This is a genomic window from Actinomadura scrupuli (genome assembly GCF_050971785.1).
Classification (GTDB): Bacteria; Actinomycetota; Actinomycetes; order Streptosporangiales; family Streptosporangiaceae; genus Actinomadura_E; species Actinomadura_E scrupuli.
The window spans coordinates 128,974-142,699 of record NZ_JBPCCU010000005.1 but is presented as its reverse complement, the minus strand read 5'-3'; the positions used below and the strand labels follow the sequence as shown (position 1 = coordinate 142,699).

General features: G+C 72.0%; 13 protein-coding genes. 3 read left to right on the top strand and 10 right to left on the bottom strand.

The window, feature by feature from the left end; genetic code table 11:
- Nucleotides 1–116: 116 nt before the first annotated feature.
- From ACRYCC_RS23265 to ACRYCC_RS23230, 8 genes are all read right to left on the bottom strand, one after another.
- A complete protein-coding gene (locus ACRYCC_RS23265; protein WP_433815274.1) occupies nt 117–1,103 on the bottom strand; it encodes a LacI family DNA-binding transcriptional regulator in 987 nt (328 codons plus the stop codon).
- Between the two features lie 258 nt (nt 1,104–1,361).
- Nucleotides 1,362–3,239, bottom strand: coding sequence for a helix-turn-helix domain-containing protein (locus tag ACRYCC_RS23260; protein WP_433815272.1), 1,878 nt, complete (start codon nt 3,237–3,239; stop codon nt 1,362–1,364).
- An 11-nt stretch (nt 3,240–3,250) separates the two neighbouring features.
- Nucleotides 3,251–4,033: a 3-hydroxybutyrate dehydrogenase gene (locus ACRYCC_RS23255; RefSeq protein ID WP_433815270.1), complete on the bottom strand. Its 783-nt coding sequence runs from the start codon at nt 4,031–4,033 to the stop codon at nt 3,251–3,253.
- A gap of 16 nt (nt 4,034–4,049) precedes the next feature.
- On the bottom strand, nt 4,050–5,060 hold the full coding sequence (locus tag ACRYCC_RS23250; protein ID WP_433815268.1) for a branched-chain amino acid ABC transporter permease: 1,011 nt from the start codon (nt 5,058–5,060) through the stop codon (nt 4,050–4,052).
- A complete protein-coding gene (locus ACRYCC_RS23245) occupies nt 5,057–5,920 on the bottom strand; it encodes a branched-chain amino acid ABC transporter permease (RefSeq protein ID WP_433815267.1) in 864 nt (287 codons plus the stop codon). Before ACRYCC_RS23245 ends, ACRYCC_RS23250 begins: the two co-directional genes overlap by 4 nt.
- 8 nt (nt 5,921–5,928) lie before the next feature.
- Nucleotides 5,929–7,167 (bottom strand): ABC transporter substrate-binding protein, encoded by a 1,239-nt coding sequence (locus ACRYCC_RS23240; protein ID WP_433815266.1) that lies wholly within the window; start codon nt 7,165–7,167, stop codon nt 5,929–5,931.
- Between the two features lie 32 nt (nt 7,168–7,199).
- The gene (locus tag ACRYCC_RS23235; RefSeq protein WP_433815264.1) at nt 7,200–7,892 is read right to left on the bottom strand and encodes an ABC transporter ATP-binding protein; all 693 of its coding nucleotides are present in this window, start codon (nt 7,890–7,892) and stop codon (nt 7,200–7,202) included.
- A complete protein-coding gene (locus tag ACRYCC_RS23230; protein WP_433815263.1) occupies nt 7,879–8,637 on the bottom strand; it encodes an ABC transporter ATP-binding protein in 759 nt (252 codons plus the stop codon). Before ACRYCC_RS23230 ends, ACRYCC_RS23235 begins: the two co-directional genes overlap by 14 nt.
- Nucleotides 8,638–8,931: 294 nt before the next feature.
- Between ACRYCC_RS23230 and ACRYCC_RS23225 the strand changes: the two genes are divergently transcribed.
- From ACRYCC_RS23225 to ACRYCC_RS23215, 3 genes are all read left to right on the top strand, one after another.
- Nucleotides 8,932–9,693 (top strand): CoA transferase subunit A, encoded by a 762-nt coding sequence (locus ACRYCC_RS23225; RefSeq protein ID WP_433815261.1) that lies wholly within the window; start codon nt 8,932–8,934, stop codon nt 9,691–9,693.
- Nucleotides 9,693–10,355, top strand: coding sequence for a 3-oxoacid CoA-transferase subunit B (locus ACRYCC_RS23220; protein WP_433815259.1), 663 nt, complete (start codon nt 9,693–9,695; stop codon nt 10,353–10,355). Before ACRYCC_RS23225 ends, ACRYCC_RS23220 begins: the two co-directional genes overlap by 1 nt.
- A 123-nt stretch (nt 10,356–10,478) precedes the next feature.
- Entirely contained in the window at nt 10,479–11,849 is a 1,371-nt protein-coding gene (locus ACRYCC_RS23215) for a tannase/feruloyl esterase family alpha/beta hydrolase (RefSeq protein ID WP_433815257.1), read from the top strand.
- A gap of 2 nt (nt 11,850–11,851) precedes the next feature.
- On the opposite strand, the gene ACRYCC_RS23210 is transcribed toward ACRYCC_RS23215, so the two are convergent.
- Nucleotides 11,852–12,475, bottom strand: coding sequence for an ACT domain-containing protein (locus ACRYCC_RS23210; protein WP_433815256.1), 624 nt, complete (start codon nt 12,473–12,475; stop codon nt 11,852–11,854).
- A 157-nt stretch (nt 12,476–12,632) separates the two neighbouring features.
- Complete coding sequence (locus tag ACRYCC_RS23205) at nt 12,633–13,661, bottom strand: PHP domain-containing protein (protein WP_433815254.1); 1,029 nt, start codon at nt 13,659–13,661, stop codon at nt 12,633–12,635.
- Nucleotides 13,662–13,726: the final 65 nt, after the last annotated feature.

The window sequence follows — 13,726 nt, the reverse complement described above, 5'->3', positions numbered from 1 at the left end:
TAGACGAGTGTTATCGCTAACATTCCCCTCGTCAATACCTCGCCGCAACATTTTCGTAACGCGGGCGCACAGCGTGTTAACGAGAACGCCCGGAGACGGGCGGGTGGCGCCGCGGGTCAGCCGGGCGGCGCGGCCACGCTGTCGCGGACGATGAGCGCGGGCGCGATGGTGTGGCGTTCGGCCACGGGCCGGCCGATCTCCATCTGACCGAGCAGCAGGGACAGCGTCTCCTTCGCCACGGCGCCGAAATCGGGCCGGATCGTGGTCAGCGGCGGGATGAAGTAGGCGGCCTCGGGGACATCGTCGAAGCCCACGATGCTGATCTCGTCCGGCACCCGCCTGCCCCGCTCGCTCATCGCGCGGAGGATGCCGAGCGCGAGATGGTCGTTGGCCGCGAAGATCGCGGTGACCTCGGGCATCCTGGCCAGCATCAGCCCGGCCTGGTATCCCGAGGCCGCGCTCCAGTCCGCCGCCACGATCGGCGGCACCTCGGCGCCCGCCGCCCGCAGCGTGCGTTCCCAGCCCTCGATGCGCCCGGCGCTGTCGAACCATTCGGCGGGGCCCGACACGTGCCAGACGGTCGGGTGGCCGGCGTCCAGCAGGAAGCGCGTGGCCTCGCTCGCGCCCGCGACCTGGTCGACGGTGACGAGCGCGCTGGCGCTCGCGGGGTCGCCGTCGATGGCGACCAGCGGCACGCCGGTGGGGATGTGCGCGAGCGCCTCGTTCGCCGAGGCGACCGGCGCGATCACCACGATGCCCGCGACGCGCTGGTCGAGGTGCCGCTCGACCGCCTCGGAGATCGAGGGGCGATCGAGCGTGGCGACACTGCCGACGCTCACGGCGAATCCCGCCTCGGCCGCCGCCAGCTCGAACGCGGCGAGGAGGGAGGCAGGGCCGTAGAGCGTGGTGTTCTGCGCCACCACGCCGAGGAGCTGCGACCGGCCGGTGACGAGCGCCCGTGCCGCCCGGTTGGGCCGGTAGCCGAGCTCGGTGATCGCCGCCCGGACACGGAGGCGGGTCTGCTCACGGACGTTCGGGTGGCCGTTGAGCACCCGGGACACCGTCTGGTGGGACACCCCCGCGAGACGCGCAACGTCGGTCATCGCCGGCTCACGCTTGTCCACTTCGTAACCTCACTCGGAAGATGCAGCACGCTCGGGGTGCGTGCACGATGCCGTGGACCGGTCTCCCGCGCTTCACCAGGGACTATGTTAACGATAACAGCCGCTCAGTCCGAGACGTTGCCGGGTGCGCCGGTCCACAGCCGCATTATGTACGACCGGCGGCCCGCGTCCCCTCCCCGCCGCCGGAGCCCGCGACGGCCGCCGCCTCCCGGTGATCCGGCGGGCGGGCGGTGCGCCTCAGTCGCCGGTGGCGGTACGGAGACGGCTGAGGCGCAGGGCCAGCTGGAGCTCCAGGGCGCGCTCGGGGGCCTGCCAGTCCGTGCCCAGCAGCTGGCTCACCCGGTCCAGCCGCTGGGTGACGGTGTTGACGTGGATGTGCAGGCGCTCGGCGGCCTTGGACAGGCTGCCGCCCGCGCCGAAGTAGGTCTCCAGGGTCTGCACCAGGGCGGTGCCGCGGCGCTCGTCGTAGTCGAGCACCGCGCCGAGGACACCGGACAGGAAGCCCGCGACGTCCCGGCCGTCGCCGATCAGCAGGCCGACGAAGCCCAGCTCGTCCGAGCTCGCCCCGTCGCCGCAGCGGCCCAGCGACAGCAGGGCCTCCGCGCACCGCTGGGCCTCCCGGTAGGCGTCGGCCACCGCGGCCGTGTCGCGCACCGGCCCGGCGGCGCCCACGGTCGTGGGGATGCCGAGCGAGGCGCCCAGCTCCCTGGCCACCCGCCGCGCGGTGGTCCCGGGGTCGCCGCCCGGCAGCAGCAGGACGGTCTCGCCACTACGGGCGGCCACCAGCCCGTGCTCCACCGCCGCGTGCGAGGCCGCCCAGAACGCGGCGCGCTGCCGGTCGCCGCCGTGCCGGGCGACCACGAGCACGTGCGGGGAGGCGAGGTCGACGCCGACCAGCCGGGCCCGGCCGCGCAGCGCCTCGGCGTCGGTGACCCTGCCGGTGAGCAGGTCGTCGAGCAGCTCGCCGCGCACCCGGCCCTCCGCCTCGGCGACGCTGCGCCGGAACAGCAGCAGCAGCGCGGTGACGAGGGCGGCGCGTTCCAGGATCCGCTGGTCGGTGGCGGACACCTCGCCGGTGGTCCGCAGCACCAGGGTGCCGAGCGTCTCCGCGCCGGCCGCCATGGTGGTCACCCACAGCTCGCCGCGCTGGACCGTGCGCCCCAGCGACCGGGAGGCACCGGCCGCGATGGCCACCTCGGCCTCGTCCAGCTCCCCCACGGGGCCGACGGCGGCCAGCCGGCGGCCGTCGGCGTCGAGCACCGCCAGCGCGCCGCCCAGCACGTCGATCACGACGGCCGCCACGTCCTCCACTCCCCCACCGCGGACGACCAGCGCGGTCATGCGGTCGTGCGCCTGCGCCGCGCGCTCCACCCCGGCGCTGCGGGCCTGGATCAGCTCGTTGGCGGCGCTCAGCTCGTCCAGCGCGGTCCTGGTCTCCTCCAGCAGCCGGGCGTTGTCGATCGCGACCGCGGCGTGCGCGGCGAGCGAGGCCAGCAGCGTGACCTCCTCCTGGGCGAACGGCCGGGCGCTGCGGTTGGCCGCCATCAGGACGCCGATCACCCGGGTGCCCAGCCGCATGGGGACGCCGAGTATCGCGACCAGCCCCTCCTCCTTGACCGCGGTGTCGATGTCGGTGGTGTGCCGGAAGCGCTCGTCGTCGGGGTAGCTGGCGCTGGTGTACGGGGTGGCCGTCTGGGCGACCAGTCCGCCGAGCCCGGCCCCCATCGGCAGCCGGAGGGCGCGGAACGCCGCCGAGACCGACCCGTCGGTGATCCGCATGTAGGTGTCGCCGCGCTCGTCGTCGTTGAGCGTCATGTAGGAGATGTCGGCGTGCAGCAGCCGGCGGGCCCGGCGCACGATGGCCTCCAGCACCGCGTCGACGTCGCGCAGCGCGGCCAGGTCACCGGCGGTGTCGAAGAGCGCGGACAGCTCGGCCTCCCTGCGGGCGCGGCGCTCCAGGAGCGTGCGCACCCGCAGGGCGGCCAGTTTGGTGCGTTCGAGCTCCTCCAGCACCTCCGCCGGGACGCCCGCGGCGCGGGCCTCCAGCAGCGGCGCCTCGAACTCGACCGGGGAGGCCTCCCTGGCGAGCAGCTCGAGAAAGACTGCGCAGGTCATAGGGCCCATTGTCAGTGCGCTGTCCAGCCGCCGTCGACCGACAGGGAGCTGCCGGTGATCATCGAGGCCTGGGGGGTGCAGAGATAGGCGACCAGCTCGGCGACCTCGTCGGGCTCGATGAGCCGCCGGATCGCCGCCCTGGCCAGCATGATCTGATCGATCACCTGGTCCGGCTCCAGCCCGTGCGCCTTGGCCTGGTCGGCGATCTGGTGCTCCACCAGCGGTGTCCGCACGTACGCCGGGTTGACGCAGTTGGAGGTCACCCCGTGCTCGGCCCCCTCCAGGGCGATCACCTTGGAGAGCCCCTCCAGCGCGTGCTTGGCGGTCACGTACGCCGCCTTGTACGGGGAGGCGCGCAGCCCGTGCACCGAGGAGAGGTTGACGATCCGGCCCCAGCCGCGCTCGTACATGCCGGGCAGCGCGCGGCGGCTGAGCCGGAACGGGGTCTCCACCATGATCCGGAGGATCTCCGCGAAGGTGTCCGGCGGGAACTCGGTCACCGGCGCCACGTGCTGGAAGCCGGCGTTGTTCACCACGATGTCGACCTCGCAGTCCAGCGTGTCGACCACCGCCATGTCGGAGAGGTCGGCGACCACGTAGGAGCCGCCGATCTCCTCGGCCGCGGTCCGGGCCAGGTCGGCCCGGACGTCGACGATGGTCACCTTCGCACCCGCCACGGCGAGCCGTCCCGCGCAGGCCCGGCCGATCCCGCTCGCCCCGCCGGTGACCAGTGCCCGGCGGCCGGTCAGATCCAGGTTGATCAACGGCTGCGCGGTCACGCTCGTTGAAACCACAGCAGTGCTCCTGTTCCTATGCGGGTGTGCTCAGTCGCCCGGGCGCGCCGTCGGCCGCCGGTGGGACGGCGGACGGCGCGGGTCGGTGCCGACCCGAATGGGCCTCCATCAGGTCACGGGCGGTGCCCCAGATGCCGCGGCGGAAGACCAGCACGATGACCACGAAGATGCCGCCGGTGACGATGCCGATCTCCTGGAAGCCGGCGGTGGCCAGGTAGTCGTTGAGCTCGACCACGAGAGCCGCGCCGAGGGCGCCGCCCCACAGCGTGCCGATGCCGCCGAGCACGACCATCATCACGACCTGGCCGGAGGTGGTCCAGTAGACGTCCTGCAGCGAGGCGAAGCCGTGGCTGATCGAGAACAGCCCGCCGGCGAGTCCCGACAGGCCCGCCGACAGCACGAACGCCAGGAGCTTGTACCGGTCGACCGGGTATCCCAGGGCCTGGGCCCGCGCGGGGTTGTCCCTGATCGAGACCAGCACCCGGCCGAACGGCGAGCGGACGATCCGCCAGACCGCGAACAGGCCGATCAGCACCAGCGGCAGGCCGGTGTAGTAGAAGATGAACGGGTCGGACAGGTCCATCCCGAACAGCTCCCTGGGCACCCCCTGGAGCCCGTTCTCCCCGCCGGTCACGTCCCGCCACTGGTTGACCACGAAGTAGACCATCTGGGCGAAGGCCAGGGTGACCATCGCGAAGTAGATGCCGCGCAGCCGTACCGACAGATAGCCGATCGGCACGGCCAGCACCGCGGCGAACAGCGCGCCGCCGAGCACCGCGACCGGGAACGGCAGCCCCGAGTGCAGGGCGATGAGCCCGGAGACGTAGGCGGCGCTCCCCCAGAAGGCGGCGTGCCCGAAGGACAGCAGGCCGGTGAAGCCGAGCAGCAGATCGACGGCGGCGGCGAACAGCGCCCAGCAGGCGATGTCCATCGCGACCGGCGGATACACCATCCACGGCAGCGCGAGGGCCGCCAGGACTCCGATCGCCAGCAGCACGGGTCGTGCGGCCAGCCTGGACAAGATCACTGGAGTGCCTCCTCTCGTCCGAACAGGCCGGCCGGGCGCCAGAGCAGCACGACGGCCATGAGGATGAAGACCAGGGTCTGGGAGAGCGCCGGCACGTACAGGTTGCCGAGCGCGGAGATCAGCCCGATGCCGAACCCGGCCGCGACCGAGCCGAAGATCGAGCCCAGCCCGCCGATCACCACGACGGCGAAGACGGTGATGATCAGGTCGCCGCCCATCAGCGGGTTGACCGCGCGCATCGGCGCGGCCAGCACTCCGGCCAGGCCGGCGAGCGCGATCCCGAACCCGAACACCGGGGTCACCCACCGGGCGACGTCGATGCCGAGCGCCCGGGTGAGCTCCGGCCGTTCGGTGGCCGCCCGGACGATCATGCCGACGCGGGTACGGGTCAGCACGACCCAGACGACGGCGCAGACGAGGACCGAGACGGCCAGCACGAACACCTGGTAGGCGGGGTAGGAGAACAGCCCGAGGTCGATCGAGCCCGCGAGCTGGGTGGGGCGCGGGTAGGGCTGGGACTGCACCCCGTACTCCCGCTTCACCAGGTCCTGCAGGATCAGCGCGAGCCCGAAGGTGAACAGGAAGTTGTAGAGCGGGTCGAGCGGGGCCAGCCGCCGGATGAACAGCCGTTCCACCACGACCCCGCCCAGGCCCAGCACGATCGGGACCAGGATCAGCGCGAGCCAGAAGTTCACGCCGAAGGAGTCCAGCAGGACGTACGCCCCGAACGCGCCCAGCATGTAGAAGGCGCCGTGGGCGAAGTTGACCACGCCGAGCATGCCGAAGATGACGGCGAGGCCGAGGGCGAGCAGGGCGTAGAACGCCCCGCCCACCAGCCCGTTGAAGGCCTGTTGCAGCATGGCCGCCCCTACAGCTTGCAGCCGGGGTCGGCCGGCTGGAAGGCCTGGTCGGCCGGGATGGTCTTGAGGATCTTCTCGTAGTCCCAGGGCTCGGTGACCTCGCTGGACGGCTTCACCTGGGCCAGGGACACGTCGTGCAGGAGCAGGTGGTCCTGCGCCCGGATGGTCCCGTTGTGCGCGAAGGGGTCGTTGAACTTCAGGCCCTCGAGCTGCTTGACCACGGTGTCGGACTTGTCGGTGCCGCCGCGCTGCACCGCCTCGAGGTACTGCATGGCCGCGGAGTAGTTGGCGGCGTTCGGGAAGGTGGGCCGCTTGCCGGTCTTGGCCTGGAACTTGTCGGCCCAGGCGCGGTTCTCCGGCGAGGCGTTCCAGTACCACGCGTCGGTGAACTTGGTGCCGGCCAGCGCGTCCGAGCCGAGGGAGTGGATGTCGGTGATGAACATCAGCCCGACCGCGAGCCCGATGCCCTTGTCGCGCAGCTTGTACTCGTTGTACTGCTTCACCAGGTTGACCAGGTCACCGCCGGCCTGCATGGTGCCGAGCACCTGCGGCTTGGGGCTGAGGCCCGGGGCCTTCAGCAGGAACGTGGAGAAGTTGTCGTTCGGGTAGGGCGTGGGGTCGCTCTTGATGACGGTGCCGCCGGCGCTCTTCACCGCGGTGGTGAAGTTCTTGTTCATGTCCTGGCCGAACGCGTAGTCCGGGTAGACGATGTACCAGTTCTTCGAGCCGTCCTTGGTCACCGTGTCGCCGGTGCCGTGCGCCAGCATGTAGGTGTTGTAGCCGTAGTGGAAGGTGTACTTGTTGCACTGCGCGCCCTCCAGCGCCGTGGTGGCGGCGCCGACGTCGAAGAACACCTTCTTCTTGGCCTTGGCGATGTTGGCGACCGCGAGCGCGGCGGCCGACGACGGCACGTCCAGGATCACGTCGGCCTTCTGCCGGTCGTAGAGCTCCTGGGCCTTGGTGTTGGCGATGTCCGGCTTGTTCTGGTGGTCGGCGGAGAGCACGTCGATCGTCTTGGCCACGGCCTTGTCGCCGTACTTGGCCTTGTAGTCGGCGACCGCCATCTTGACGGCCTCGACGCTGCCCTTGCCGGACAGGTCGGCGTAGATCGCGGACTGGTCGTTGAGCACGCCCAGCACGACCTTGCCGTCGCTGATCTTCCCCCCGCCCCCGCCGGGTCCGCCCGCACAGCCGGCGAGCAGTGCTCCGGTGACCGCGAGTACGGCCGTACGTCCGAAGGCATTCATGGTCTTCTCCTTGGGTGGGTTCGAATGCGGGTTCAGATTCCGAGGTAGTCGAGGAGCTCGTGCTCGCGTTCGCGCATCTCGTCGTTGTCCAGGGACTCGACGACGCGGCCCTCGGCGAGCAGGTAGTGACGGTCGGCCACGGTCGCGGCGAAGTGCACGTTCTGCTCGATGAGCAGCACCGTCACGCCCTGCCGCTTGACCTCGCGGAGGATGTCGCCGATCTGCTGGACGATCAGTGGGGACAGCCCCTCGGTGGGCTCGTCGCACAGCAGCAGCCGGGCACCGGTCCGCAGCACCCGGGCGAGGGCGAGCATCTGCTGTTCGCCGCCGGACAGCTTGGTGCCGGGGAACTTGCGGCGCTCCCGCAACCGGGGGAACGTCTCGTACACCCGCTCCAGCGACCACGGATCCGGGCCCACCGCCGGCGGCAGGGTGAGGTTCTCCTCGACAGAGAGCGTGGCGTAGATGCCGCGGTCGTCGGGGACGTAGCCGAGCCCGCGCCGTACCCGGCGGTGGGTGACCAGCCCGGTGACGTCGTCACCGCGGAAGCCGACGCTGCCCTGGGCGCGGTCGTGGAGGCCCATGACGCAGCGCAGCAGCGTGGTCTTGCCCGCGCCGTTGCGGCCGACCAGGGTGACGATCTCGCCCTCGGCGACCTCCAGCGACACCTCGCGCAGGACCTGGGCCTCGCCGTACCAGGCGGAGAGCTTCTCAACCGTGAGCATGGGCGTCTCCCAGATAGGCGCTGATGACCCGGGGGTCGTGGCGGATCTCGGCGTACGGGCCCTCGACCAGCACGCGGCCGTTCTGCAGCACGGTCACCCGGTCGGCCAGGGTGGAGACGACGCTCATGTTGTGCTCGACCATGACGACGGTCCGGCCCTCCCGGACCCGGCCGACCAGCTCCACGGTCCGCTCGATGTCCTCGACGCCCATGCCCGCCGTCGGCTCGTCCAGCAGCAGCACCTTGGGGTCGAGGGCGAGGGCCAGGGCCAGTTCCAGGGCCCGCTTGCGGCCGTAGGCGAGGGTGCCCGCGGCGATGCCGGCGTGGCCGGCCAGGCCCACCTGGTCGAGCAGTTCCATCGCCCGGCCGGCGAACCGGTCGAGCGCCCTGTCCGAGCGCCAGAACCGCCAGCCGAGGCTGGTGCCGCTCTGCAGTGCCAGCTCGACGTGCTCGCGCGGGGTCAGCTGCGCGAACAGGCTGGTGATCTGGAAGGACCTGGCGACGCCCAGCCGGGCGACCTGTTCGGGGCGCTTGCCGGCCAAGTCCCGGTGGCCGAGCAGGATGCTCCCGGCCGTGGGCTTGAGGAACCCGGTCAGCAGGTTGAACAGGGTCGTCTTGCCGGCCCCGTTCGGCCCGACCAGCGCGTGCACGGTGCCGGCGGTGACCTCCAGGTCCACCTCGTCGACGGCGCGGAAACCCCTGAACTCTTTGACCAGGCCCTGTGCTCTGAGAACAGGACCGTCCATGCGCGTCCTCCTGTGTCCGTTCGGTGGCGTCCGGCCGAGAGGCCTGACGGGCCGGGGCCATGTGACGCGGAACACTAAGACGGCCCCGAGGCCGGTTCCATGTGGCGTGGTCACACATTCACGGCCCGCCGTACGGTCCCGGCCCACATCCACCGCAGCTCAGGGCCGGATCACACGCGGGCTCGGGAGGATATGTGGGGCCACCACGTAGGAACCGCGGCGTCCGGTTCCGTACGGTCACCCTTCGTCCGGCTCGCCTGATCCGGCAGGCGGACGCTCACACGGAGGTGACACATGGACAAGGTGGTGACATCGGTCGCGGCCGCCATCGCCGACGTTCCCGACGGGGCGTCGCTGGCCGTCGGCGGGTTCGGCCTGTGCGGCATCCCGATGGAGCTGATCGCCGCCCTGCGCGAGCAGGGCGCGACGGGCCTGCACGTGGTCTCCAACAACTGCGGCGTCGACGACCACGGGCTGGGCGTGCTGCTGGCCGATGGCCGCATCGCCCGGATGACCAGCTCCTACGTCGGCGAGAACAAGGAGTTCGCCCGGCAGTACCTCTCCGGTGAGCTCGAGGTGGAGCTGGTGCCCCAGGGCACGCTCGCCGAGCGGCTGCGGGCCGGCGGCTGCGGCATCCCCGCGTTCTACACCCCGGCCGGGGTGGGCACCCAGATCGCCACCGGCGGCCTGCCCTGGAGGTACGGCCCGGACGGCGGAGTGGCGGTGGCCTCCCCCGCGCGGGAGGTACGCGAGTTCGGACGGCGCGAGTACGTCCTCGAGGAGGCGATCACCACCGACTTCGCCCTCGTGCACGCGGCCGAGGGGGACAGGCACGGCAACCTGGTCTTCCACTCCTCGGCGCGCAACTTCAACCCGCTCGCCGCGATGGCCGCCCGGGTGACGGTCGCGCAGGTCGAGTCGCTCGTGGAACACCTCGATCCGGACCGGATCCACCTGCCCGGGATCTTCGTGGACCGGGTCGTCCCGGTGGGCCCGGTCGCCAAGCGGATCGAGAAGAAGACGACCTCGCCCCGACCCGTACAGGAGGCCTCCTGATGGCGCTGACCCGTACCGAGATGGCCGCCCGCGCCGCCCGAGAGCTGACCGACGGCTCCTACGTCAACCTCGGCATCGGGCTGCCCACCCTGGTGCCCGGCCTCCTGCCGGCCGGCGTCGAGGTGACGCTGCACAGCGAGAACGGCGTGCTGGGCGTGGGCCCCTACCCCTACGAGGGCGAGGAGGATCCCGACCTGGTCAACGCGGGCAAGGAGACGGTCACCACGCTGGCCGGGGCGTCGTTCTTCGACTCGGCGCTGTCGTTCGGGCTGATCCGCGGCGGCCGGCTGGACGCGGCGATCCTCGGCGGCATGCAGGTCTCCGCCCGCGGGGACCTCGCGAACTGGACGATCCCCGGGAAGATGATCAAGGGGATGGGCGGGGCGATGGACCTCGTGCACGGCGCCCGGCGGGTCATCGTGCTGATGGAGCACCTGGCCCGGGACGGTTCGCACAAGATCGTGGAGGAGTGCACGCTGCCGCTGACCGGGCGCGGCGTCGTGGACCGCATCATCACCGATCTCGCCGTCATCGACGTCACCCCGGCCGGTCTGGTGCTGGCCGAGGTCGCCCCCGGCCTCACCCCCGGGGAGGTCCGTGCGGCCACCGGCGCGCCCCTGCTCCTTCCCGGCGAGACGCCCGCTCCCGTGCCGGTGAGGTGAGGCGGGGACATATGGCGGCGGCGGACATGGCGGCCCCGGCGAAAGTGGGAGCGGCGGACGTGGCCCGGGTCACTCCCGATCAGGACCATGACGGCAGTCCTTCCCACCCACCCAGGAGCCCCCATGCCACGTATCCGTAAGCTGCTGGCCACCGCGGCCTGCATCGTCACCGGGACGGCGCTGCTCGGACCGGCCTCTCCCGCCCACGCCGCGACCTGCGCGGGCATCGACCGGATCAAGGTCCCCGGCGCGGAGAAGCTCATCTCCGCCTGCCTCGGGGACCTGACCACCGCGGGGACGGTCGGCTCCGGGCACTCGATCGCGGCCGAGTGGGCGGGCCTGCAGCCCGCCGGCGCCCGCAACCCCAGCGGAGTGCCCGGCATCCAGCTCGACGGCTACTTCCCCGACGACTCCACCTTCAACACCGACCACGGCTGGAACCACGACAGCCAGTTCGTGATCCGGCTGCCCGAGCGCTGGAACGGCGGCCTCGTCGTCGCCGGCACCCCCGGCGTCCGGCGGCAGTACGCCAACGACTTCACCATCTCCGACTCGGTCCTGGCCCAGGGCTACGCCTACGCCGCGACCGACAAGGGCAACAGCGGCGCCCAGTTCTACCAGGACGGCGACAGGCCCGGCGACGCCATCGCCGAGTGGAACACCCGGGTCACCCAGCTCACCCGGGCCGCGAAGGCCGTGGTGGCCAGGCGGTACGGCCGGCCGGCCCGGCAGACCTACGCCGCGGGCGTCTCCAACGGCGGCTACCTGGTGCGCTGGCAGCTGGAGAACCGGCCCGAGCTCTACACCGGCGGTCTCGACTGGGAGGGCACCCTGTGGCGCTCCGAGGGGCCGAACCTGCTGACGTTCCTGCCGCCGGTGCTGCGCGCCTACCCCGCGTACGCCGCGAACGGCGACGCGACGGCGCACGACGCCATCGTCGCGGCGGGCTTCCCGGCCGGGTCCGAGCCGCTGTGGGCCTACCACGACCAGGTCTACTGGGACCTCACCCAGCGGATCTACCGGGAGGAGCTCGACCCCGGCTACGACGGCGCCACCGAGGCGGGCACGCCGTTCTGCGTCTCCGGCACCCCGGCATGCGACGCCGACTACGACTACGCCGCGCGCCCCCGCGCCGTCCACCAGGCGGTCCAGCGGATCTCGCTCACCGGCCGCATCGGACGGCCGCTGATCACCCTGCAGGGCACCCTCGACACGCTGCTGCCCATCGGCGAGACCGGTGACCGCTACGCCGGCCTGGTCCGCGCGCAGGGCCGCGGCGCGCTGCAGCGCTACTACCGCGTCGAGGGCGGCAACCACGTCGACGGGCTGTACGACGCCTACCCCGGCCTGCTGCGCCCGATCCTGCCCTGCTTCCGCAGCGCCTTCACCGCGCTGGAGGGCTGGACCACGCAGGGGCGGACCCCGCCGCCGAACGCCACGCTCCCCCGGCCCGCCACCGGCGACCTGGCCAACACCTGCTCGCTGACCGGCTGACCTCAGCCGACGGTGCTGGGACTGCGGACCCCCAGGACGGTGGCGGCGACCGCCACCAGTTGCGCCAGCCGTTCCACCTCGGTGGGGTGGAACGGCGGCGCGACGCCGCGCGCCGCCAGCAGGAACCGGTCGTCGTCCAGCGGCACGGCGGCCAGGCGCGTCCCGTCCGCAGCGGTGAACACCTGCGGGACCGAACCCCGCAGCCGCGGCGGCTCGAAGTGCGCGGGCACCCGGCGGCTCTCCCCGACGACCGCGCCGGCGTCGAGCAGCACCGCCCAGTCCGCGCTGAAGATGGCGGGGACCGCCTCGACCAGCGCGGCCAGGCCGGTGACCGGGTCGGTGGCCAGCCGCTCGACCAGTGCGACGTCGTCGGACTCCCCGGGCGCCTCGCCGATGTGCCAGACCCCGACGACCTGGGCACCCTGCAGCCCGGTCAGCTCGTCGCACAGTGAGCTGACCGGGGAGCCCGGCGGCCAGGTGACGATGAAGTCGTCGAGCGCGCGTTCCTTGGTGCGTTCCAGGACCACGACCTGGAGGATGTCGGCACCGGCGAAACCCATCGCCCCGGCCACACCGCCCAGCGACCCGGGCCGGTCGGGCAGGCTGACCCGCACCCGCAGAATCATGGGCACCTCCGGTACTCGCCGGTAACACTGCCAGGTTGCCCCGGTTCCGTTTCCGTGCTGTTACCCGGACGTGTCGGGGCGGAGACGACTTCGCATTTTTCTTCCGGCCGGCCCCGTGCTTCTTCCGGGCCCGCGCTTCTTCCGGCCGGCCCCGCGCTCAGCGCTTGGCACGCGCCCAGCCGAGCAGGTCGTCGGCGGTGCGCGTGTTCACCACCCGCTCCGCCGGCACACCGCAGCGCGCCGCGCGATCGCATCCGTTCGGCTGCCAGTCGAGCTGGCCGGGCGCGTGCGCGTCGGAGTCGATGGAGAACAGGCAGCCCGCCTCGACCGCCAGCCGCAGCAGGCGCTTGGGCGGGTCGAGCCGCTCCGGCCGGGAGTTGATCTCGACGGCGACGTCGTAGGCCACGCAGGCGTCGAAGACCAGGCCGGCGTCGAACTCCGACTCGGGCCGCAGGCCGCCCCGCCTGCCGCCGGCCTTGACGATGCGCCCGGTGCAGTGGCCCAGCACGTTGACGTGCGGGTCGGCGATGGCGGCGACCATGCGCCTGGTCATGTCCACCCGGTCCATGCGCAGCTTCGAGTGGACGCTGGCCACCACCACGTCGAGCCGGTCCAGCAGGTCCGGCCGCTGGTCGAGTGAGCCGTCGTCGAGGATGTCGACCTCGATGCCGGTGAGGATCCGGAACGGCGCGAGCTCCGCGTTGAGCTCGGCGACCACGTCGAGCTGCCGCGACAGCCGGTCGGCCGACAACCCGTTGGCGACGGTCAGCCGGGGCGAGTGGTCGGTGAGAGCGAGGTAGTCGTGCCCGAGCGAGCGCGCGGTCTCGGCCATCTCGCGGATCGGCGAGCCCCCGTCGGACCAGTCGCTGTGGGTGTGCAGGTCGCCCTTCAGCGCCGTACGGAGCGCCGCGGCGGCCGCGTCGACGGGCTCTCCCTCGACCGCCTCCATCCGGCGCAGGTAGACCGGCACCTCACCGTCGAGCGCCTCCGAGATCGCCAGCGCGGTGACCTTCCCAATGCCGGGCAGTGAGGTGAGGGTGCCGTTGCGGTGATGGCCGGCGAGCTCCTCCGGCGGCAGCGACGCCACCAGGTCGGCGGCCTTGCGGAAGGCGCGCACCCGGTAGGTGGGCTCGTGTGCGCGCTCCAGCAGGAACGCGATCCGGCGCAGTGCCTCGACGGGATCCACGGTCCGACCGTACCCATCCGCATCTGCGGAGACCACCGACATACGGCCGCGACGCTGGAGCATGC